The 17975-nt window shown below is 63.9% G+C and carries 20 protein-coding genes; 12 read left to right on the forward strand and 8 right to left on the reverse strand.

The genetic code is table 11. The features are described from left to right. Positions 1-53 precede the first annotated feature (53 nt). The 6 genes from NKH02_RS28555 (at position 54) to rpsP (ending at position 5726) form a co-directional block, all read left to right on the forward strand. Complete coding sequence (locus tag NKH02_RS28555) at positions 54-1151, forward strand: zinc-binding metallopeptidase family protein (protein ID WP_352883031.1); 1098 nt, start codon at positions 54-56, stop codon at positions 1149-1151. Positions 1152-1214: 63 nt separating this feature from the next. After that, positions 1215-1814 carry a DUF1236 domain-containing protein gene (locus tag NKH02_RS28560; protein ID WP_352883032.1) on the forward strand — a complete coding sequence of 200 codons (600 nt, stop codon included), beginning with the start codon at positions 1215-1217 and terminating at the stop codon, positions 1812-1814. Between the two features lie 287 nt (positions 1815-2101). Further along, positions 2102-3058 (forward strand): CPBP family intramembrane glutamic endopeptidase, encoded by a 957-nt coding sequence (locus tag NKH02_RS28565; RefSeq protein ID WP_352883034.1) that lies wholly within the window; start codon positions 2102-2104, stop codon positions 3056-3058. A 286-nt stretch (positions 3059-3344) separates the two neighbouring features. Next, a complete protein-coding gene (ffh, locus tag NKH02_RS28570; protein WP_352883035.1) occupies positions 3345-4937 on the forward strand; it encodes a signal recognition particle protein in 1593 nt (530 codons plus the stop codon). Positions 4938-4944: 7 nt separating this feature from the next. Beyond that, positions 4945-5286, forward strand: a complete 342-nt coding sequence (locus NKH02_RS28575; protein ID WP_352662441.1) for a chorismate mutase — start codon at positions 4945-4947, stop codon at positions 5284-5286. 53 nt (positions 5287-5339) lie between these two features. Then, a complete protein-coding gene (gene rpsP / locus NKH02_RS28580) occupies positions 5340-5726 on the forward strand; it encodes a 30S ribosomal protein S16 (protein WP_352883037.1) in 387 nt (128 codons plus the stop codon). Positions 5727-5808: 82 nt separating this feature from the next. Here rpsP and NKH02_RS28585 read toward each other — a convergent pair whose 3' ends face one another. Together NKH02_RS28585 and NKH02_RS28590 are read right to left on the reverse strand one after the other, a co-directional pair. Next, positions 5809-6072, reverse strand: coding sequence for a YMGG-like glycine zipper-containing protein (locus tag NKH02_RS28585; protein ID WP_352866435.1), 264 nt, complete (start codon positions 6070-6072; stop codon positions 5809-5811). Between the two features lie 296 nt (positions 6073-6368). Next, positions 6369-7274: a bestrophin family protein gene (locus NKH02_RS28590; RefSeq protein ID WP_352866438.1), complete on the reverse strand. Its 906-nt coding sequence runs from the start codon at positions 7272-7274 to the stop codon at positions 6369-6371. A gap of 185 nt (positions 7275-7459) precedes the next feature. Here NKH02_RS28590 and NKH02_RS28595 point away from each other — a divergent pair, with 185 nt between their 5' ends. From NKH02_RS28595 to NKH02_RS28605, 3 genes are all read left to right on the forward strand, one after another. Next, the gene (locus tag NKH02_RS28595; protein WP_352883038.1) at positions 7460-7867 is read left to right on the forward strand and encodes an ACT domain-containing protein; all 408 of its coding nucleotides are present in this window, start codon (positions 7460-7462) and stop codon (positions 7865-7867) included. Between the two features lie 72 nt (positions 7868-7939). Continuing rightward, positions 7940-8209 (forward strand): type II toxin-antitoxin system prevent-host-death family antitoxin, encoded by a 270-nt coding sequence (locus NKH02_RS28600; RefSeq protein ID WP_352883039.1) that lies wholly within the window; start codon positions 7940-7942, stop codon positions 8207-8209. A gap of 3 nt (positions 8210-8212) precedes the next feature. Beyond that, positions 8213-8644, forward strand: a complete 432-nt coding sequence (locus NKH02_RS28605) for a type II toxin-antitoxin system PemK/MazF family toxin (RefSeq protein ID WP_352883040.1) — start codon at positions 8213-8215, stop codon at positions 8642-8644. A gap of 278 nt (positions 8645-8922) precedes the next feature. Here NKH02_RS28605 and NKH02_RS28610 read toward each other — a convergent pair whose 3' ends face one another. Further along, on the reverse strand, positions 8923-9957 hold the full coding sequence (locus tag NKH02_RS28610; RefSeq protein WP_352883041.1) for an aspartate-semialdehyde dehydrogenase: 1035 nt from the start codon (positions 9955-9957) through the stop codon (positions 8923-8925). Between the two features lie 432 nt (positions 9958-10389). On the opposite strand from NKH02_RS28610, the gene NKH02_RS28615 reads away from it, so the two are divergent. After that, complete coding sequence (locus NKH02_RS28615; RefSeq protein WP_352883043.1) at positions 10390-12264, forward strand: DEAD/DEAH box helicase; 1875 nt, start codon at positions 10390-10392, stop codon at positions 12262-12264. Here the strand turns inward: NKH02_RS28615 and NKH02_RS28620 are convergent. Beyond that, positions 12261-13667: a glycosyltransferase gene (locus NKH02_RS28620; protein ID WP_352883044.1), complete on the reverse strand. Its 1407-nt coding sequence runs from the start codon at positions 13665-13667 to the stop codon at positions 12261-12263. The two genes, NKH02_RS28615 and NKH02_RS28620, sit on opposite strands and share 4 nt — an antisense overlap. A 152-nt stretch (positions 13668-13819) precedes the next feature. Here NKH02_RS28620 and NKH02_RS28625 point away from each other — a divergent pair, with 152 nt between their 5' ends. After that, positions 13820-14536, forward strand: coding sequence for a DUF805 domain-containing protein (locus tag NKH02_RS28625; protein ID WP_352883045.1), 717 nt, complete (start codon positions 13820-13822; stop codon positions 14534-14536). Between the two features lie 71 nt (positions 14537-14607). Then, entirely contained in the window at positions 14608-15264 is a 657-nt protein-coding gene (locus NKH02_RS28630; protein WP_352883047.1) for a DUF805 domain-containing protein, read from the forward strand. Here NKH02_RS28630 and NKH02_RS28635 read toward each other — a convergent pair. The 4 genes from NKH02_RS28635 to NKH02_RS28650 all read right to left on the reverse strand — a co-directional run bounded on the left by NKH02_RS28635 (position 15254) and on the right by NKH02_RS28650 (position 17874). Beyond that, complete coding sequence (locus NKH02_RS28635) at positions 15254-15742, reverse strand: GNAT family N-acetyltransferase (RefSeq protein WP_352883048.1); 489 nt, start codon at positions 15740-15742, stop codon at positions 15254-15256. The genes NKH02_RS28630 and NKH02_RS28635 overlap by 11 nt on opposite strands. A gap of 4 nt (positions 15743-15746) precedes the next feature. Continuing rightward, positions 15747-16850: a 3-isopropylmalate dehydrogenase gene (gene leuB / locus NKH02_RS28640; protein ID WP_352883049.1), complete on the reverse strand. Its 1104-nt coding sequence runs from the start codon at positions 16848-16850 to the stop codon at positions 15747-15749. Positions 16851-17128: 278 nt separating this feature from the next. Beyond that, positions 17129-17479, reverse strand: coding sequence for a VOC family protein (locus tag NKH02_RS28645; RefSeq protein WP_352883050.1), 351 nt, complete (start codon positions 17477-17479; stop codon positions 17129-17131). Positions 17480-17490: 11 nt separating this feature from the next. Continuing rightward, on the reverse strand, positions 17491-17874 hold the full coding sequence (locus NKH02_RS28650) for a RidA family protein (protein ID WP_352883051.1): 384 nt from the start codon (positions 17872-17874) through the stop codon (positions 17491-17493). Positions 17875-17975 lie beyond the last annotated feature (101 nt).

Below are 17975 nucleotides of genomic sequence, written 5' to 3' on the forward strand. Positions count from 1 at the left end.
CGCGTTGGGCACCTGCCGCCCTGATATGCTGGCTCTGAAGGTTAGAGACCGACATGAAACTCTTCGACTGTCCGCATTGCGGCCACCGCCTCTATTTCGAGAACGCCCAGTGCCTGAACTGCGGGAGTCTCGTGCTCTACGATCCAGAGCACGCCCGTTTTGCGCTGTCGGACCTCGACGGCGTCTTCCAGTGCACCAATGCCGACGAATGCGCCTGCAACTGGATGGCCGAGCCCGGACAGGGGTTTTGCCGCGCCTGCGTGCTGAACCAGCTGATCCCTGATCTTTCCGTCGACGGCAACCGCCGCCGCTGGATTCGCGTCGAGGCGGCGAAGAAGCGTGCCATCTATTCGCTGCTGGCCTTCGGACTGCCGGTTGCGCCCAAGCTGAACCCCGCCGATGAGATCGGGCTGGCCTTCGACTTCCTCGCCGATCCGATCGGCGGCGGGCCCGGTGGCGAGCGCATCCTGACCGGCCACGACAATGGCCTGATCACGCTCAACGTCGCCGAGGCGGATTCAGCCGAGCGCGAGAAGCGGCGCGTCGAGATGGGCGAGAACTATCGCACCTTGCTTGGCCATTTCCGCCACGAGTTCGGCCATTATTATTGGGACCGCCTGATCCGCGACGATCCGCGGAGACTGGAAGCTTTCCGTGCGCTGTTTGGCGACGAGCGCCCCGACTACGAACAGGCGTTGAAGTCCTATTATGCCAATGGTGCCGCGCCCGACTGGCAGCAAGGCCATATCTCGGCCTATGCCACCTCGCATCCATGGGAGGATTGGGCCGAGACCTGGGCCCACCATCTGCACATCACCGACACTCTGGAGATGGTGCACGCGCTGAACTTCCCGCTCGGTCGGCTGGAGACGGTGGAGGCCAACGACTTGCCGCGGGGCGACACTGGCGGCGAGCCGCAGGCAGCCCCTTCGGAGCCGGCGACCGCACCCGAGCCTTTCGAAAAGATCCTTGCCCGCTGGCTGGTGCTGTCTGAAGCCTCCAATTCGATCAACCGCTGCATGGGCCTGCCCGACCTCTATCCCTTCGTCATTTCGGACGTCACGGCGCGGAAATTGGCCTTCGTTCACGAACTTCTGACCGGTTTGCCGAAAGAAAAGGGAACAAATCGTGAGTTGGCGCAGGCGTTTTAGGGGGAACGCATGAGCCACTGACCCGTTTTCGCTGGCGAGGGACCATGAAAACGGAGAGAACCCATGAAATCCCTTTTGTTCCCCGCGGTCGCGGGACTGCTGACCGCGATGTCGGGCGCCGCGCTTGCCGACACCGCCGTCTCCGCCGTCACCGACCTCAACGTGCGCGCCGGGCCCGGCCCGCAATATCCTGTCATCGGCGTGCTTGCCGCCGGCCAGTCGGCGACACTCAATGGCTGCGTCGAAAACAGCAAATGGTGCACCATCGCCGAGGCCGGCGGCCAGGGCTGGATCTATTCCGACTATGTGACGGCTGATTTCGGCGGCAGCCGGGTGGTGCTGACGCAACGGCGTTCCAGCGTTGCTGTCGTCTCGCCGCCGGACGACATCGGCGACTATTCGACCGACTATACCGGCGCGATCATCGCCAGCGATCCGGTCGTCGATGAATTTCCCCCGCCTCCCGCCGAAGTCCGGACCTATCTCGACACGCATCGCCTCGATCCAATCTATCTCGACGGCGAGGTGGTGACCGGCGCGATCTTGCCGGACACCGTCGAGCTGCGCGAAATCCCGAACTACGACTACCGCTATGTCTATGTGAACGGCCAGCGGGCGCTGATTGATCCACAGACGCGGCGCATCATGTACGTGGTACGCTGACATCGGAATTGTGTAAGGCGGCCGCAACCTCAGCGGTCGCCTGACTGCCAGGCAGAGCAGTGCTGCCACGCGGGCCATCGATGGACGTGTGCGATCTCCGAGACGCGAATGCTCCCTTGCGAAATGGATTCCGATTTTCCCGGCCCTCGGCTAGAGCAATTCCAGGAAAAGTGTGACGCGGTTTTCCGTCCGGAATTGCGTCAAAACAAAGAGTTAGATCGGTTCGCCGTTTTCGTGAAATGGTGAAATGCTATAGATCAAGGCAATCAATTCGGCAGGGAACCAGCGTGACGATAGACTCGGCCGCCTTCGAACGCTATCGGCGCTCGCCCAACGCCCGGACGACCTTGCCGCGCCTGTTCCTGGGAACCGCGATCGTCATCCTGTTCTGGGCCGCAACGACGGTGGCCGTGCTGATCGGCGGCATCTATGCATTCTTTGCCTGGCAGGACGGTGCGGCGACACCATCCGGCGTGCATGGGTTCCTTGCCTCGCCGCTCGGCATCCTCACCGCGCTTGCGTCTTTTGCCGGCATCTGGATCGGCCTGTGGATCGCCATGCGCTGGGTCGACGGCGAGAAGCTGTCGGCGCTGCTCGGCGTCAGCCGCCGCGTGTCGCGATCGGGCTTCCTCAAGGGGCTGATCGCGGTGCTGATCACCTCGCTTGTCTCCGAGATCCTGCTCTATCTCTTGCAGCCCGAGATCACGCGCGGTCCGATCAGCCTGTCGTCCTGGCTGCTGTTTGCAATCCCGATCGGCGCGCTCACCTGGCTGCAGACATCGTCGGAAGAGGTGCTGTTCCGCGGCTATCTGCTGCGCGGTCTCGCCAACCGGTTCAGGAGCCCGTTCATCTGGGCGCTGCTGCCGGCCCTGCTGTTCACCGCGCTGCATTGGAGCCCCGGCGCATCCGCCGCGATCAACGCCTGCGTGCTCGCCTCGATCGCCGCTTTCGCGCTGCTGCTGACGGTTGTCGTCTTTGCCACCGGCAATCTCGGCGCCGCCCTCGGTGCTCATCTCGGCAACAATCTGACCGGCTTCCTGCTGATCTCGCATCAGGAGAGCTACAATTCCTTCGCCCTGTTCAATGCCAGGCCGCTCGAAGGGCCAGGCTGGACGACAGCTGATGCGGTGCTCATCGCCTTCATCGGCATCGCCTGCAGCCTGCTGACGATCGTGCTGCTTTTACATCCGCGCTCGCCGCTCGGGGTTGCCGCCGAGGTTCCGGATGAGGCAAACTCGGCCTGATTGCAGCCCAGGGGACAACGCGAAACCGCGCTTGTCTTGACTCTGGCGCCGATTTCCTGTCTACACGCCCCGAATTCCGCGACGAGTATCCCTCCGAGCAAGCCGACCAGGACGCCGAAACCTCTTCGAGGTGAAGTGCTGTAAATCGATCCTGGAGGCCAACACCCGGCAGCGCTGAGCGCCCCCGGGTGCTTTTTGGTTTTGGCTTTTGCTCGCCACGAGCCTTGGACACTTGGCGCGAACGCATTACCTCTCGGGCACCGCTTGCCTGGGAAAAGGAAAAAGAATGTTTGAATCGCTACAGGAACGTCTTGGTTCGATCCTGAACGGCCTCACCGGCCGCGGTGCCCTGTCCGAGGCGGATGTCTCGGCGGCGCTGCGCGAGGTGCGCCGTGCGCTGCTCGAGGCAGACGTAGCGCTGGAAGTGGTGCGCTCGTTCACCGACAAGGTGCGCGAGAAGGCCGTCGGCGCCGCCGTGGTCAAGTCGATCAAGCCCGGCCAGATGGTCGTCAAGATCGTCCATGACGAGCTGGTCGAGATGCTCGGCGCCGAGGGCGTCGCCATCGATCTCAACGCCCCGGCCCCGGTCGTCATCATGATGGTCGGCCTGCAGGGTTCCGGCAAGACGACCACTTCGGCCAAGATCGCCAAGCGCCTTTCCGAGCGTCAGAACAAGAAGGTCCTGATGGCCTCGCTCGACACGCGGCGCCCCGCCGCGCAGGAGCAGCTTCGCCAGCTCGGCGAACAGGTCAAGGTCGCCACGCTGCCGATCATCGACGGTCAGTCGCCGGTCGACATCGCGCGCCGTGCCGTGCAGGCGGCCAAGCTCGGCGGCCACGACGTCGTCATCCTCGACACCGCCGGCCGCACCCATATCGACGAGCCGCTGATGGTCGAGATGGCCGACATCAAGAAGGTGTCGAGCCCACACGAAATCTTGCTGGTCGCCGACTCGCTGACCGGCCAGGACGCCGTCAATCTGGCCAAGAGCTTCGACGAGCGCGTCGGCATCACCGGTCTCGTGCTGACCCGCATGGACGGCGACGGCCGCGGCGGCGCGGCACTTTCGATGCGCGCCGTCACCGGCAAGCCGATCAAGCTGATCGGCACCGGCGAAAAGATGGACGGGCTGGAGGAATTCCACCCCAAGCGCATCGCCGACCGCATCCTGGGCATGGGCGACATTGTCTCGCTCGTCGAGAAAGCCGCCGAAAACATCGACGCCGAACAGGCGGCGGCGATGGCCAAGAAGATGCAGTCGGGCAAGTTCGACCTGAACGACCTCGCCAGCCAGCTTCAGCAGATGTCGAAGATGGGTGGCATGGGCGGCATCATGGGCATGATGCCCGGCATGGGCAAGATGAAGGACCAGATGGCGGCCGCCGGTCTCGACGACAAGATGTTCGGCCGCCAGCTCGCCATTATCTCGTCGATGACCAAGGCCGAGCGCGCCAACCCCGATCTGCTCAAGCATTCGCGCAAGAAGCGCATCGCCGCCGGTTCCGGCACCGACGCGGCCGAAATCAACAAGCTGCTCAAGATGCATCGCGGCATGGCCGACATGATGAAGGCGATGGGCGGCAAGGGCAAAGGCGGCGGCCTGATGCGCGGCATGATGGGCGGCCTCGCCAACAAGATGGGCCTCGGCGGCATGATGCCGGGCGGCATGGGTGGCATGATGGGCGGCGGCATGCCGGACCTGTCGAAGATGGATCCCAAGCAGCTCGAGGCCTTACAGAAGCAAGCGCAGGCATCCGGCCTTGGCGGCATGAAGGGTCTTCCCGGTGGCGGTGGCCTGCCTGGGCTGCCCGGCGGCATGAAACTTCCCGGTCTGCCCGGAATGGGCGGCGGGCTGCCTGGCCTTGGCAAGAAGAAGTGAGGACGCCATGAACGAAGAAAAGGACATGGCCGACGCACGCACGATCCTGGCCGACTATCGCGCCTCGATCGACAATATCGACGCGGCCCTCATCCACATGCTGGCCGAGCGCTTCCGCTGCACCAAGGCGGTTGGCGTGCTGAAGGCGACGCATGGCCTGCCGCCGGCCGACCCGGCGCGCGAGCAGCAGCAGATCGCCCGGCTTCGCCAGCTGGCGAAGGATGCCCATCTCGACCCGGATTTCGCGGAAAAATTCCTCAACTTCGTCGTCCGCGAAGTGATCCGCCACCACGAACAGATCGCCGCTTCGAGCAGCGGCGGGACAAAGACCCCGCTTCCAACGGCGTGATGAAAACCAACTGAAACCCGATCAACGAACTTAGAGTTTTTAGGAGAAAAGAAATGCCCTTGAAGATCCGACTGGCCCGCGCGGGCTCGAAGAAGCGTCCTTACTACCACGTCGTCATCGCCGACGCCCGTTCGCCGCGTGACGGGCGGTTCATCGAGTCGATCGGCTCGTGGAACCCACTGCTGCCCAAGGACGGCGAACGCGTCAAGGTCGACGCCGACCGCGTCAAGCATTGGCTGGCGCATGGCGCCCAGCCGACCGACCGCGTGCTGCGCTTCCTCGACGAAGCCGGCCTCGTCAAGCGCGACGCCCGCTCCAACCCGAAGAAGGCCGAGCCGGGCAAGAAGGCGCAGGAACGCGCTTCGCTCTTGAAGAAGGCGCAGGAAGACGCCGCTGCCGCGGCGGCTCCAGCCGAGGCGGAAGCCGCTACCGCCGAATAGATATTGCCCTATCGCATCCAGGAAAACGGCGGGCCCAAGGCCCGCCGTTTTGCTATCGACTTCACTTTCGAACGCGGCCCTATCAATAGCCGCTCGGGCAGCGGTCGACGTAGACGCGGCCATAACGATCGCGGTAGCGGCATTCGCCAGGTTCGCTCGCCCGGCCGATCAACGCACCGGCAACAGCGCCGACAGCGCCACCGACCACCGCGCCTTCAACCGGATCGCCGGCGACCGCGGCGCCGACGGCAGCGCCACCCAATCCGCCGACAGCCGCGCCCTTTTCCGTTTGTGAACAAGCGGCGAGCGGCACCAGCAGGGCCATCAGAAGCATCGTTTTCTTCATTGTCGTTCCTCTCCAGCTAGGAGCCGCCTCCGCCGCCAAGCCAATATCTAACTCGCAACTCGGCGATTTGATCCCAAAGAGGTTGCCGGCAAGGGGGTTCAGGCTTCCAGCAGGGGCGGTGCTCGGATTGCGCCGCCCAGCGTGTGGACGTCGTGCGCGATACCGGTCTATCGGCTGGACGGGATCAGCGCGCGCACTCATGGGTCGCGCAGACAGCGACGCAGCGCGGACTCTAGGACGATGAGAGAGGGGCGTCTCGGCCAATCTCCGAGGGCAGTGCCGTCCATGCCGGGCACCTACGAAAAATAGAACTTCTCGGCCGTTAGCATTTTCGGCGGGGTCTCGCCCAGCGCCTCGAACACCGAGATCTCGCAGACACGGCACAGGCCGTCGAGGGCGAGGTCGTTGGCCTCGGTGCCGAACGGATCCTCGAGTTCTTCCGAAAGCGCATCGAGGCCGAAGAAGGTGTAGGCGATCAGCGCCGTGAACAGCGGCGTCGCCCAGCCGGCGGCGGAGACCAGCCCGAAGGGCAAGAGCAGGCAGAAGATATAGGCGGTGCGCTGCAGAAGCAGCGTATAGGCGAACGGCAGGGGTGTTCCCATGATGCGCTCGCATCCGGCCTGCGCGGCGGCGATTTCCGACAGGCGCTCGTCGAGGATGCGGTAGCCGATCGCATCGATCGCGCCGGCCTTGCGCAGCGCGGCGATGCGGCGGCCCATGCCACGCACCATTGCGTCCGGTGCGTTGGCTGCCTTGGCGACGATCTCGGTTTCGTCACCGATGAAAGCGCGGGCCTGCGGCGCCGCGTCGACGCGCCTGAGCAGCCCGCGCAGAAAGTGGCAGAAGGCGATCGCCTCCATCAGCAGGCCGCGCAATTCCGTCCGGTCGTCGACCAGCCCGGCGGAGGCGCGTGCCAGGTTGCGGATGTCGAAGACGAGCTGGCCCCACAGTTTGCGCGCCTCCCACCAGCGGTCGTAGGCGGCGTTGTTGCGGAAACCGAGATAGATCGACAATGCCACGCCGAGCAGTGCGAATGGCGCGGTGCCGGCATTGCCGAAGTCGAGCTTCAGCGCCCGCGTAATCACCACCACCAGCGCGCCATAGGCCGCAAAGCCAAGGATCTGCGGCAGGATGCGCGGCACCACCGAGCCGCGCATGATGAAGAACAGGTGCAGAAGGCGTGGGCGCGGGCGGACGATCATCAAAGGCCTTTCGCGGACCGGCGCTGGTCCTCAGCTGCTTTATTGTGCGACGCAACAGGTCCGCAAGCCCGGCCGCCAGCGACATAGCCATGTCGCCTGTGCAGCACGCGGACTATCGGCACCCGCCGGTCGCGGATATTGAGGAGCACGGGCTGCGGCCCTTTTCTATGGACGAGAGAAGACGAATGACCGGCGAAACCGATCTGAAGACACTGCTGGCATCGATGACGCCGGAACTGCTCGCCGGCACCTATGTCTTCGTTAGGCTGGCGCCTGACCTCGCTCAGCCGGAAGGCCTCGAGCCGGTGATGGTGTTCCGCGAGCGCGAGGGCGTGACGCTGATCGTGGCCGAGGAGGCGGCCAGCACAGCCGGCCTGACCGCTTCCTTCCGCTGCCGTATGGTGACGCTGAACATTCATTCGTCGCTGGAAGCGGTCGGCTTCCTCGCCGCCATCACCACGCGGCTCGCCGCGGCCGGCATGGGCGTAAATCCGGTCTCGGCCTTCTACCACGACCATCTGTTCGTCCCGGCCGAGCGGGCGGAGGAGGCGATGGAGCTGCTGATGAAGTTGGCCGAGGAGAGCGCCGGCTGAGCTTTGACAGAAACCCAAAGATCGCGTAAATTATGTTAAATGCGTAAATTACGCGATTTAGGATGAAGCACCATGCGTGAAGTTCCCACTACTGAATTCACCCGCAATTTCGGGCGCTACCGTGAAATCGTACAGCGTGAACCGGTCGCCGTGATGAGTCACGGGCGGCCAACCGGCTATTTCGTTTCGGCCGTCGAGTTCGAAGAACTACAGCACTACAAGAACCTGGCCCGGCAATCGTTTGCGACCAAGGATCTGCAGCGCGAGGAAGTGGAAGCTATCGCCGGCGGCCGCATGTCATCGGAACACGATCATCTCAATGCCTTGATGGATCGCAAGTAAGGCATGCCGCTTCCCGATCCGCAGCTCGGCCTCGTGATCTCCTATGCGTATCTGTGGCATCATGAGCATCAAGCCGGACAGGATGAAGGGCGAAAGGATCGTCCTTGCGTGATCGTCCTCGCCGTCGAACGCGGGGCCGACGGTCTGATCGTGACGGTGGTGCCAATCACGCATGTATCGCCAGCAAACCCGTCACTGGCGATCGAGCTGCCACCAGCCGTCAAGGGTCACTTGGGTCTGGACGGCGAGCGCTCATGGGTGATGCTCCACGAAGGCAATCGCTTCGCATGGCCAGGTTACGACCTCCGTCCTATACCACGCTCCACCGATCGCTACGACTACGGCCTGCTGCCGCCACGGCTGTTCTCATCGATGGTGGAGCGCTTCAAGACGATTTGGGAAGCCGGGCAAGGCCGCCAGGTACCGCGCGACTGACCCTTTGCTGCCGCGCCGATCGGTCTGCAAAGGATACTTCGAAGAGTTCCAGCTTGGCGCCGCTGCGCTCCGTCCAGCACCCTTATTCGTCTTGGCGCTGCGCGCCAATCACCTTCTCCCACAACAAGGGGAGAAGGAAGAAGCATCCCGGCCGAAGGCCGAGCCCGCGACTGCGGGCCGCCGGCTTTCCGGCGCCCTCGCGGAGGGCCAGCCGCGGCAGCGGCGATACGGCCCGTGAGCGAAAGCGAATCGGCCGAAGGCCAAGCCCGTGAGCGAGATTAAGCCGCCTTCTTCTTCGGCTGGATCAGGCCACGCTCGACCAGCAGCTCGGCGATCTGCACCGCGTTCAGCGCCGCGCCCTTGCGCAAATTGTCGGAGACGATCCACATCGACAGACCGTTGTCGATGGTCGAATCCTCGCGGATGCGCGAGATGAAGGTGGCGTCCTCGCCGGCCGATTCCAGCGGCGTGATGTAGCCGCCGTCCTCGCGCTTGTCCAAGACCTGGCAACCCGGCGCCTCGCGCAGGATATCGCGCGCCTCGTCGGCGGTGATCGGCTTTTCGAACTCGATGTTGACCGCTTCCGAATGGCCGATGAACACCGGCACGCGCACGCAGGTCGCCGTCAGCTTGATCTTGGGGTCGAGCATCTTCTTGGTCTCGGCGACCATCTTCCACTCTTCCTTGGTGGAACCGTCGTCGAGGAAGACATCGATATGCGGGATGACGTTGAAGGCGATGCGCTTGGTGAACTTCTTGACCTCGACGCCATCGGCGACGAACACGGCGCGCGTCTGCGTGAACAGCTCGTCCATGCCTTCCTTTCCGGCCCCCGACACCGACTGATAGGTGGCGACGACGACGCGCTTGATGGTGGCGAAATCGTGCAGCGGCTTCAGCGCCACGACGAGCTGCGCCGTCGAGCAGTTCGGGTTGGCGATGATGTTCTTGCGCGTGAACAGCGAGATCGCATCCGGGTTCACTTCCGGCACGATCAGCGGCACGTCCTGGTCGTAGCGGAAGGCCGACGAATTATCGATGACGACGCAGCCCTGCTTGCCGATCTTCGGCGACCATTCCTTGGAGACGTTGCCGCCGGCCGACATGATGCAGATGTCGGTGTCGGAAAAATCATACTGGTCGAGCGACTTGACCTTCAGCGTGCGGTCGCCGAACGACACTTCGGTGCCTTGGCTGCGCCGCGAGGCCAGCGCCACGACTTCGCTTACCGGAAAGCCGCGCTCTTCCAGTATGTTGAGCATTTCCCGGCCCACATTGCCCGTGGCGCCGACGATCGCTACCTTGAAACTCATTAGAAATCTCCTGTCCCTCTCCGCTTGGTTTTTGGAGAAACCCGCCGGCCGGTGCGGGTTCCGTCCCCCGGGCCGGACCCGGGAGAGGGTGGTTAGGCCAAGGGAATCACACCGTTTTGGTGGTTTTGGCCATAGTTTTGCTGGAACGGGGAGACGCGCCGACGCGCCCGGCCCAATGGTGTGCATTGCGGCCAGGGAGGTCGAATGCAAGAACCGCCATCAAAAGGCCGCGCATCGAAACTATCCTGTTCGGTGCCGGCTTTTACGCGGTTTGCGTCAAGAGTCAATTGCCGAGCGACCTCGGTTTCCCGCGCACCCTGTACAATGGCGGCTGCGCGAAGTACGAACGAGCAAGATTGTTTTGGCTGGCGCGAGGTCGGCCCCGGCATGTGCTCCATGATGAGCGCAGACCCTAAATTCCGAAAGAGTAAGATGTCCAACTTCGAAGCACTTGTCCCAGCGCTTGCCAGGGCGCTGGAAAAACGCGGCTATTCCGAGCTGACGCCGGTACAAAAGGCGGTTGTTGCCCCCGAACTCGGTGAGGCCGATGCGCTGGTGTCGGCACAGACCGGCTCCGGCAAGACGGTAGCCTTCGGCCTTGCCTTGGCGCCGACCTTGCTTGACGGCGCGGAGCGCTTTGGCCACGCCGCGGCACCGCTGGCGCTGGCCGTGGCGCCGACGCGCGAACTGGCGCTGCAGGTGACGCGCGAGCTGGAATGGCTCTACGAGCTGACCGGCGCCACGGTGGCGTCCTGCGTCGGCGGCATGGACATGCGCTCGGAGCGGCGTGTGCTGGAGCGCGGCGCCCATATCGTCGTCGGCACGCCCGGCCGGCTGCGCGACCACATCACGCGGCGCTCGCTCGACATGTCGGCGCTCAAGGCGGTGGTGCTCGACGAGGCCGACGAGATGCTCGACCTCGGCTTTCGCGAGGACCTCGAATTCATCCTCGACGCCGCACCCGCCGAGCGCCGCACGCTGATGTTCTCGGCCACCGTGCCGCGTTCCATCGCCACGCTCGCGCAAGGGTACCAGCGCGATGCCGTGCGCATTTCGGCCGCCGGCGAGGAAAAGCAGCATCTCGACATCGAATACCGGGCGCTGAGCGTTGCCCAGCCCGACCGGGAAAACGCCATCATCAACGTGCTGCGTTTCTATGAGGCGAAGAACGCGCTGGTGTTCTGCAACACACGTGCCGCCGTCAATCATCTGACCGCGCGCTTCAACAACCGCAACTTCTCTGTTGTCGCACTGTCCGGCGAGCTCAGCCAGAACGAACGCAGCCACGCGTTGCAGGCCATGCGCGACGGCCGCGCAAAGGTCTGCATCGCCACCGATGTGGCGGCGCGCGGCATCGACCTGCCCAACCTCGAACTGGTCATCCACGCCGACCTGCCGACCAACCCGGAAACGCTGCTGCATCGCAGCGGCCGCACCGGCCGCGCCGGGCGCAAGGGCGTCAGCGCGCTGATCGTGCCCAACAGCGCCCGCAAGCGCACCGAACGGCTGTTGCAGAACGCCGGCCTCAAGGCGACATGGGCGAGCCCCCCCTCGGCCGATGACGTCATGCGGCGCGACGACGAACGCATCCTCGCCGATCCGGTTTTCGACGAGCCGGTGAAGGAGGACGAGCGCGGCTTCATCGACGCGCTGCTCGCCAAACATGGCGCCGAACAGGTGGCCGCCGCCTTCGTGCGCCAGTGCCGCGCCAGCCGCTCGGCGCCCGAGGATCTCATGGAAATCGCGCCGTTCACGCCATCGCGTGAAAGACCGGCGGGTGAAGGTTTCGCACGCCGCGACGAAGCGCCCATCCGCCGCGACGATTTCGGCGCCAGCGTCTGGTTCTCGCTGTCGATCGGACGCCGGCAGAGCGCCGAACCGCGCTGGCTGATCCCAATGCTCTGCCGCACCGGCAGCATCAGCAAGCGCGAGATCGGCGCCATCAAGATGCAGCCGGAAGAGACCTTCGTGCAGATCGCCGCCGACTGGGCCGACCGCTTCCTGGCCGCGATCGGTCCCGACCGCAAATTGCAAGGCAACATTCTGGTGAAGCGGTTGGACGGCCAGCCCGACCTGTCGCGCGCGGGCTACCAGGCTCCGAGCCCCGACAAGAAACCACATCGCGGCAAAGGAACGTTCGACCCAACCGCGCCGAAGCGGAAATTCGAGAAACGCGCACCGGCCTCAGCCGATCAGCGTCCGGCGACCGCGCATGAGGCAAAGCCGTGGGCGAAAAACCCGGGCAAGCCGAAATTCGACAACACAAGCGCGCCAAAGCACAAGAAGGCGAAGAAGCGGCCTTCCTAAAACCTTGATCGGCGGGACGCGCTGGCCTGCAGGCCCGCCTTGATGGCGGCCCAGCTTGCCGTCGCCGGTGTTGGCCGATGGTTTTGGGCGATGCGCTCCACCAGCGAGGAACGCCACGCATGGTCCTCCGCCATCTTGCGGATCGCCGCATACCAGCCTCGCTGGTCCTGCGAATCGATTGCCGGCATCAGGCCGCCGCTCGCCTCGATCAGCGACGGCGCCGTCGAGACGATGACGGGAATGCCGAAGTCGAGGCATTCGGAGGCTCCATAGCCCCAGCCTTCGATATGCGAGGGAAAGACGCCGAAAGAGGCGCTGCGATAGTATCGGATGAGCTCCTCATCGCTGATCAGCCCGGTGAATGTGACTTGCTCGAGCAGCTTGGGATGGGCCTTGAGAAAAGCGCGCAGCGGCTCGATCATCCAGCCCCAGCGCCCGGCGCAGACGAGCCTCGGCAGCTTGACGCCTTCGTCAAGCGCCTGCTGCCAGATCCGCGCCAGCAGGATGTGGTTCTTGCGGACTTCGATGGTCGAGCAATAGAGCACGAACGGCTCGGCGACTTCGATGCGCGAAGTCTTACCGGCGCGCGATGCCGTCTCGTGCAGGATGGAGGGCATTGGAAAACGATACACGACCGGCGCGGCGATTCCGGCTTTGCGCATATGATCGGTCAGCGTGGCACCGACTTCGTCGGAGGCGCAAAACGCCGGCGCGCCGGAGCGGACGAGGTGCTCGAGATAGGATCCGAAGCGGGTCTCGCGCGTGCCCGCACCGAGCAGGTCCGGGCGCAATGCCGGGATGAGATCGTGGCAAAGGAAAGCAACGTCGCCGGCGCCACCCGAGACGGCGGATCGGTCTTCCGAGGTCAGGATGTGATGGCTGATGAGCACCGGACCCGGCTCCGCCCGCGCGGCAAGGGGCTCAGCCTCCAGTCGCAAGCCCAACCCGACCCGCCGGTACAGGCGATAGGCGAAGATCAGCAGCCTTGTCGCTTGGAACCCAATTCCCTTCCTGCCGTTGGTCACCGTCCTGGCAAGGTGACGGTCGGTATCGCGCTTGCCCCACGGATATTGCCTCACCGCCTCGAAAGCTTCCGATAGCGCTATGCGTCTTCCCGGCCATTTTTTGACGCGCCAAGGCGAGATCTCGCCCGTCGCGACATGCTCCTGTTCGAAAGGCGCCAGAGGCCGAAACCGGCCCGACCTGAACGCCACCACCTCCACGCGAGGGTCGGGATCGGCCAGGGCCGCGTTGATGAGAAAGCTTTCCACCCGTGGGATGCCTGCCAGACCCTCGCCGGGCGGCCAGAACATCAGGCCGGTGGCATCGATGGCCAGTCTCGGAGGCCTTGTGACCTCTTTGTCCTCAGTCACGACGCTGGCATCGGAACGCTCGACTGTCATTATCTGCTTTTGGGTCTGCCTTTGGCGAAGGCGGTTGCACTTGATGTCTTATGCTTCATTTGCCGCCTAGACGGTAGCCATGTTGCCCGGTCTTGCCCATCGGCTCGGCAGTGTGCCACACCTTGGCCGGGACGTGGCGAGAGGGGTGGCCTATGCGCGGCGAAGTGCTTCATTATGACGAGGAGCAGGCTTTTGGCTTCATCACCGGAGCCGATGGCAACCGCTATACCTTCACCCGCGAGAGCCTGCGCCGGCAAACCGCCATGCCCAAGGGCACGGTCGTCGAGTTCCAGCCAGGTGGCGGCCAGGCGCGCGACGTCTTTTCGATTGGCGCCCAGACCGTCACCGAGGCCCCGACCCCGAAGGCCGGAATCAACACCGCATCGACTCAAGCCGGCAACGCACCGGCAGCTTCCGCTTTCCAGGCGCGGCATTTCGGCCGCTCATCCGAGCCAGCCGAGCCCACTGATCTCTGGGGCTATTTCTGGCGCGGCGTGACGCAGAACTATTTCAATTTCGCCGGCCGGGCCCGCCGCAAGGAATATTGGGGCTATTTCCTGTTCTGGGTGGTCTCGCTGCTGATCATCGGCGGCATCGGCCTTTTCGCCGACAACGAAATGGGCAATTTCGACAGCAGCGTGTCGGCGGCTGTAACCGTTGGCCTTTGCGGCACCTTCGTGCTGGTGACCCTCCTGCCCAGCCTCGGCATGACCGTCCGCCGCATCCATGACATCGGGCTTTCAGGCTGGCTTTATCTGGTGGTGCTCATCCCGACCATCGGCAGCCTGATCATCCTGGTCTTCGCGCTGATCCCGACGCAGGCCCGGGAAAACCAGTGGGGTCCGGTGCCCACGGGCGTCCGAGTTTGATCTGGCGTGCATATTGCAATCTATCGCAACCCTGGATAGTATTCTCATCGCGGCATGGATGTGGGTAGGGCATGCGGGGCGCGGTGCTTCACTACGACAAGGATCAGGACTACGGCTACATCAATGGAGTCGACGGCAAGCGTTACTTCTTCGTCCGTAACGATCTGAATCAGGGGGCGGCCCTCGTCAGCGGCACCCTCGTCGAATTCCAGCCGGATGACGGCACGGCGCGCAATATCGTGGCCGTGAGTTCGACCACGATCTCGTCACCCCCCGGCGGCCAGCTCGGCCGTACCGACGAAAACCAGTCCACTCGTTCCACGGGACTGTGGGCATACTTCCGGAACACGGTGAGCCTGAACTATTTCAATTTCAACGGACGCGCCCGCCGCAAGGAATTCTGGGCCTTTTGGCTATGCTTTAATCTTGTGCTGGTGACGCTGCTTGGCTTCGGGATACTCGTCAATCTGGCCATCAACGGCTTCGGCATCAATGCGGGCAGGACATCGATCGGATCCCTACCCGCCATTGTCTTCCTCCTGGCATTCGGCCTGCCGTGGATCGCGCTTACCGTGCGGCGTCTTCACGACATCGGCCTGAGTGGCTGGCTTGTCTTGATCTGCTTCATCCCAGTTATCGGCGAAGCGGTCTTGTTGGTCTTCGGGCTGATCGAGTCCCAGGTGGGCGAAAACCCCTGGGGCCAGGTGCCGGCAGGCGTCAGGGTCTAGGGGCGATCGCCTTCAAGTCGTCGTTCGAAAGCCTGAGAAATACCTTCTGGCCGTGGCGTTGGGCGCCGAGCCGCTCGTAAAAACGCAACGCGCCCTCGTTCCAATCTTCGGTGGTCAGGTCGATACGGCCAATACCGTGGCTGAGGCAATGATCTGCGAGAAAGCCGATCAGCGCTCGGCCGACGCCGGCGTTGCGGATGTTGTCGCGCACGAACAGGTCCTTGAGGAACAGCAGCCGCTCAAGATCGATACCTGGATGTGCGATCGCCACCGACGCCAAGCCGCTGACCTCGCCGTCGACGAAGGCGAGCGCGAAATGCGGATAGGCCGGGCTTTCCTCGCCAAGCCATTTGCGTGCAGCAGATAGGGCCCGGTCGGCATCGAGAGACGGCTGCCGGTAATGCTCCGCCATCTCGCACAGTATGGCCGCGAGTGCCGCGGCGTCCTCGATCGTCGCCCAGCGGACGTCGACCGCCATAGGATCAGCCCAGGAATTTGGCGATGATCGCGTCGCCCATCTCGACAGTGCCAACCTCGGTCATGCCGGGGGAGAAAATATCCTTGGTGCGCAGGCCTGCGTCGAGCACCGCGGCGATCGCGCCTTCGACACGGTCGGCCTCATCAACCATGCCGAAGGAATAGCGCAGGCACATGGCGAAGGAGGCGATCATGGCGATCGGGTTGGCAATGCCCTTGCCGGCAATGTCGGGCGCCGAGCCGTGCACCGGCTCGTACAGCGCCTTGCGCTTCTTGGTCTTCACATCAGGCGCGCCGAGCGAGGCCGACGGGAGCATGCCGATCGAGCCGGTCAGCATGGCGGCGATGTCGGACAGCATGTCGCCGAACAGATTGTCGGTGACGATGACGTCGAACTGCTTCGGCCAGCGCACCAGCTGCATGCCGCCGGCATCGGCCAGCATGTGGTCGAGCTTGACGTCTGAATAGCGCGCCTTGTGGGTCTGGGTGACGACTTCGTTCCACAGCACGCCCGACTTCATCACATTGCGCTTTTCCATCGAGGTGACGTGGTTCTTGCGGGTGCGTGCGAGTTCGAAGGCGACGCCCGAAATGCGCTCGATCTCGAACGTGTCGTAAACCTGCGTGTCGATGCCGCGCTTCTGGCCATTGCCGAGATCGATGATCTGCTTCGGCTCCCCGAAATAGACGCCGCCGGTCAGCTCGCGCACGATCAAGATGTCGAGACCCTCGACCACCTCCTGCTTGAGCGAGGAGGACGCCGCAAGTGCTGGATAGCAGATGGCCGGGCGCAGATTGGCGAACAGCTCCATGTCCTTGCGCAGGCGCAGCAGGCCGGCTTCGGGGCGCACCTCGTAAGGCACCGCGTCCCATTTCGGACCGCCGACGGCGCCGAACAGCACCGCGTCGGCCGCCATTGCCTTTGCCATGTCGGCATCGGAGATCGCCGCGCCATGCGCGTCGTAGGCGCAGCCGCCGACCAGGCCTTCGTCAGTGGAAAAACCGCTGCCGAGCTTGTCGTTCATGACGGCGATCAGTTTCTTGACCTCGGCCATGGCCTCCGGACCGATGCCGTCGCCGGGGAGCAGGAAAAGATGCTTCGTTGCCATGGAGAACCGTCCCAGAAAGAATTTGAACCGCGGCCTTGCTAAACGCCAGGCGGCCCGTGCGCAAGGGGACGAGCGCCGAGATCCTTCACACCCCCCTCTGCCCTGCCGGGCATCTCCCCCGCAAGGGGGGAGATCGAATGTTACTTCGGCCTTCGCCAATCGTTGGCGTGGAAATGGGTAGGACGACGAAACTGCCAATCTCCCCCCTTGCGGGGGAGATGTCCGGCAGGACAGAGGGGGGTGCTGTCCCGCCAGCGTCGGGGAGTCCTGTGGCCCGGCTACCGATGCGAGAGAATGTTGACCAGCCGGCCGAACGGATCGCGCACATAGAAGCGCCGCACGCCCCAGGGCTCGTCGGCCGGTCCGTATTCGATGACGAAGCCGGCGGTCTTCATGGCATTGAGCGCCGCATCGACATCGTCGACCTCGATCGAGAGATCCGGCACCGGCGTGCCGGAGCCGCCTTGCGCCATGAAGCTGACCTGCACCTGCATCTTTTCATCGGAACCGTAGGTGGCGATCCAGCCAAGATCCATGAGCACATCGAGGCCGAGCGCGTCCTGGTAGAAGCGCTTCGCCGCGGCGATATCAGGTGTCTCGATGTTGGCGACGATACGCCGGACTTTCATCCGCCCGCCTTTCATGCCGTGCACCGCAGCGCCGTCACTTCGATCTCGATCTTCATTTCCGGTCTGTTGAGCTGGCAGACGATCATCGTCGCCGCCGGCCTGATGTCGCCGAACGTCTCGCCGAGGATCGGGAAGACCACATCCACGAAGGCCTGGTCGGTGATGTAGTAATGCGCCCGCACCACGTCGGCCATTTCGAAGCCGCCGTCATGAAGCGCCTTGCCGATCGTCGCCAGGCAATTGCGCGTCTGTGCTTCGACCGTATCCGGCATCGTCATCGTCGCATAGTCGTAGCCGGTCGTTCCGGACACGAAACACCAGTCGCCCTGCACCACCGCGCGCGAATAACCGGCGGTTTTTTCGAACGGCGAGCCGGTGGAGATCAGTTTTCGCATGGGTGTTTCTCTCAGAAGTGTGGCGGCCATTTTGCAGGCAAGATGCCGGTCCGGCCATGGGCCAACGCAGAGGGATTGGCGGTGCAAACCTCGATGCCGGC

This window comes from Mesorhizobium sp. M1396 (assembly GCF_040317725.1).
Lineage (GTDB): Bacteria > Pseudomonadota > Alphaproteobacteria > Rhizobiales > Rhizobiaceae > Mesorhizobium.

Bases quoted from the DNA above. Each gene is read 5' to 3' on its own strand.
- NKH02_RS28555 (WP_352883031.1), top strand. From the start codon at position 54: ATGAAACTCTTCGACTGTCCGCATTGCGGCCACCGCCTCTATTTCGAG.
- NKH02_RS28560 (WP_352883032.1), top strand. From the start codon at position 1,215: ATGAAATCCCTTTTGTTCCCCGCGGTCGCGGGACTGCTGACCGCGATG.
- ffh (WP_352883035.1), top strand. From the start codon at position 3,345: ATGTTTGAATCGCTACAGGAACGTCTTGGTTCGATCCTGAACGGCCTC.
- NKH02_RS28575 (WP_352662441.1), top strand. From the start codon at position 4,945: ATGAACGAAGAAAAGGACATGGCCGACGCACGCACGATCCTGGCCGAC.
- rpsP (WP_352883037.1), top strand. From the start codon at position 5,340: ATGCCCTTGAAGATCCGACTGGCCCGCGCGGGCTCGAAGAAGCGTCCT.
- NKH02_RS28585 (WP_352866435.1), bottom strand. From the start codon at position 6,072: ATGAAGAAAACGATGCTTCTGATGGCCCTGCTGGTGCCGCTCGCCGCT.
- NKH02_RS28590 (WP_352866438.1), bottom strand. From the start codon at position 7,274: ATGATCGTCCGCCCGCGCCCACGCCTTCTGCACCTGTTCTTCATCATG.
- NKH02_RS28595 (WP_352883038.1), top strand. From the start codon at position 7,460: ATGACCGGCGAAACCGATCTGAAGACACTGCTGGCATCGATGACGCCG.
- NKH02_RS28600 (WP_352883039.1), top strand. From the start codon at position 7,940: ATGCGTGAAGTTCCCACTACTGAATTCACCCGCAATTTCGGGCGCTAC.
- NKH02_RS28605 (WP_352883040.1), top strand. From the start codon at position 8,213: ATGCCGCTTCCCGATCCGCAGCTCGGCCTCGTGATCTCCTATGCGTAT.
- NKH02_RS28610 (WP_352883041.1), bottom strand. From the start codon at position 9,957: ATGAGTTTCAAGGTAGCGATCGTCGGCGCCACGGGCAATGTGGGCCGG.
- NKH02_RS28615 (WP_352883043.1), top strand. From the start codon at position 10,390: ATGTCCAACTTCGAAGCACTTGTCCCAGCGCTTGCCAGGGCGCTGGAA.
- NKH02_RS28620 (WP_352883044.1), bottom strand. From the start codon at position 13,667: ATGACAGTCGAGCGTTCCGATGCCAGCGTCGTGACTGAGGACAAAGAG.
- NKH02_RS28625 (WP_352883045.1), top strand. From the start codon at position 13,820: ATGCGCGGCGAAGTGCTTCATTATGACGAGGAGCAGGCTTTTGGCTTC.
- NKH02_RS28630 (WP_352883047.1), top strand. From the start codon at position 14,608: ATGCGGGGCGCGGTGCTTCACTACGACAAGGATCAGGACTACGGCTAC.
- NKH02_RS28635 (WP_352883048.1), bottom strand. From the start codon at position 15,742: ATGGCGGTCGACGTCCGCTGGGCGACGATCGAGGACGCCGCGGCACTC.
- leuB (WP_352883049.1), bottom strand. From the start codon at position 16,850: ATGGCAACGAAGCATCTTTTCCTGCTCCCCGGCGACGGCATCGGTCCG.
- NKH02_RS28645 (WP_352883050.1), bottom strand. From the start codon at position 17,479: ATGAAAGTCCGGCGTATCGTCGCCAACATCGAGACACCTGATATCGCC.
- NKH02_RS28650 (WP_352883051.1), bottom strand. From the start codon at position 17,874: ATGCGAAAACTGATCTCCACCGGCTCGCCGTTCGAAAAAACCGCCGGT.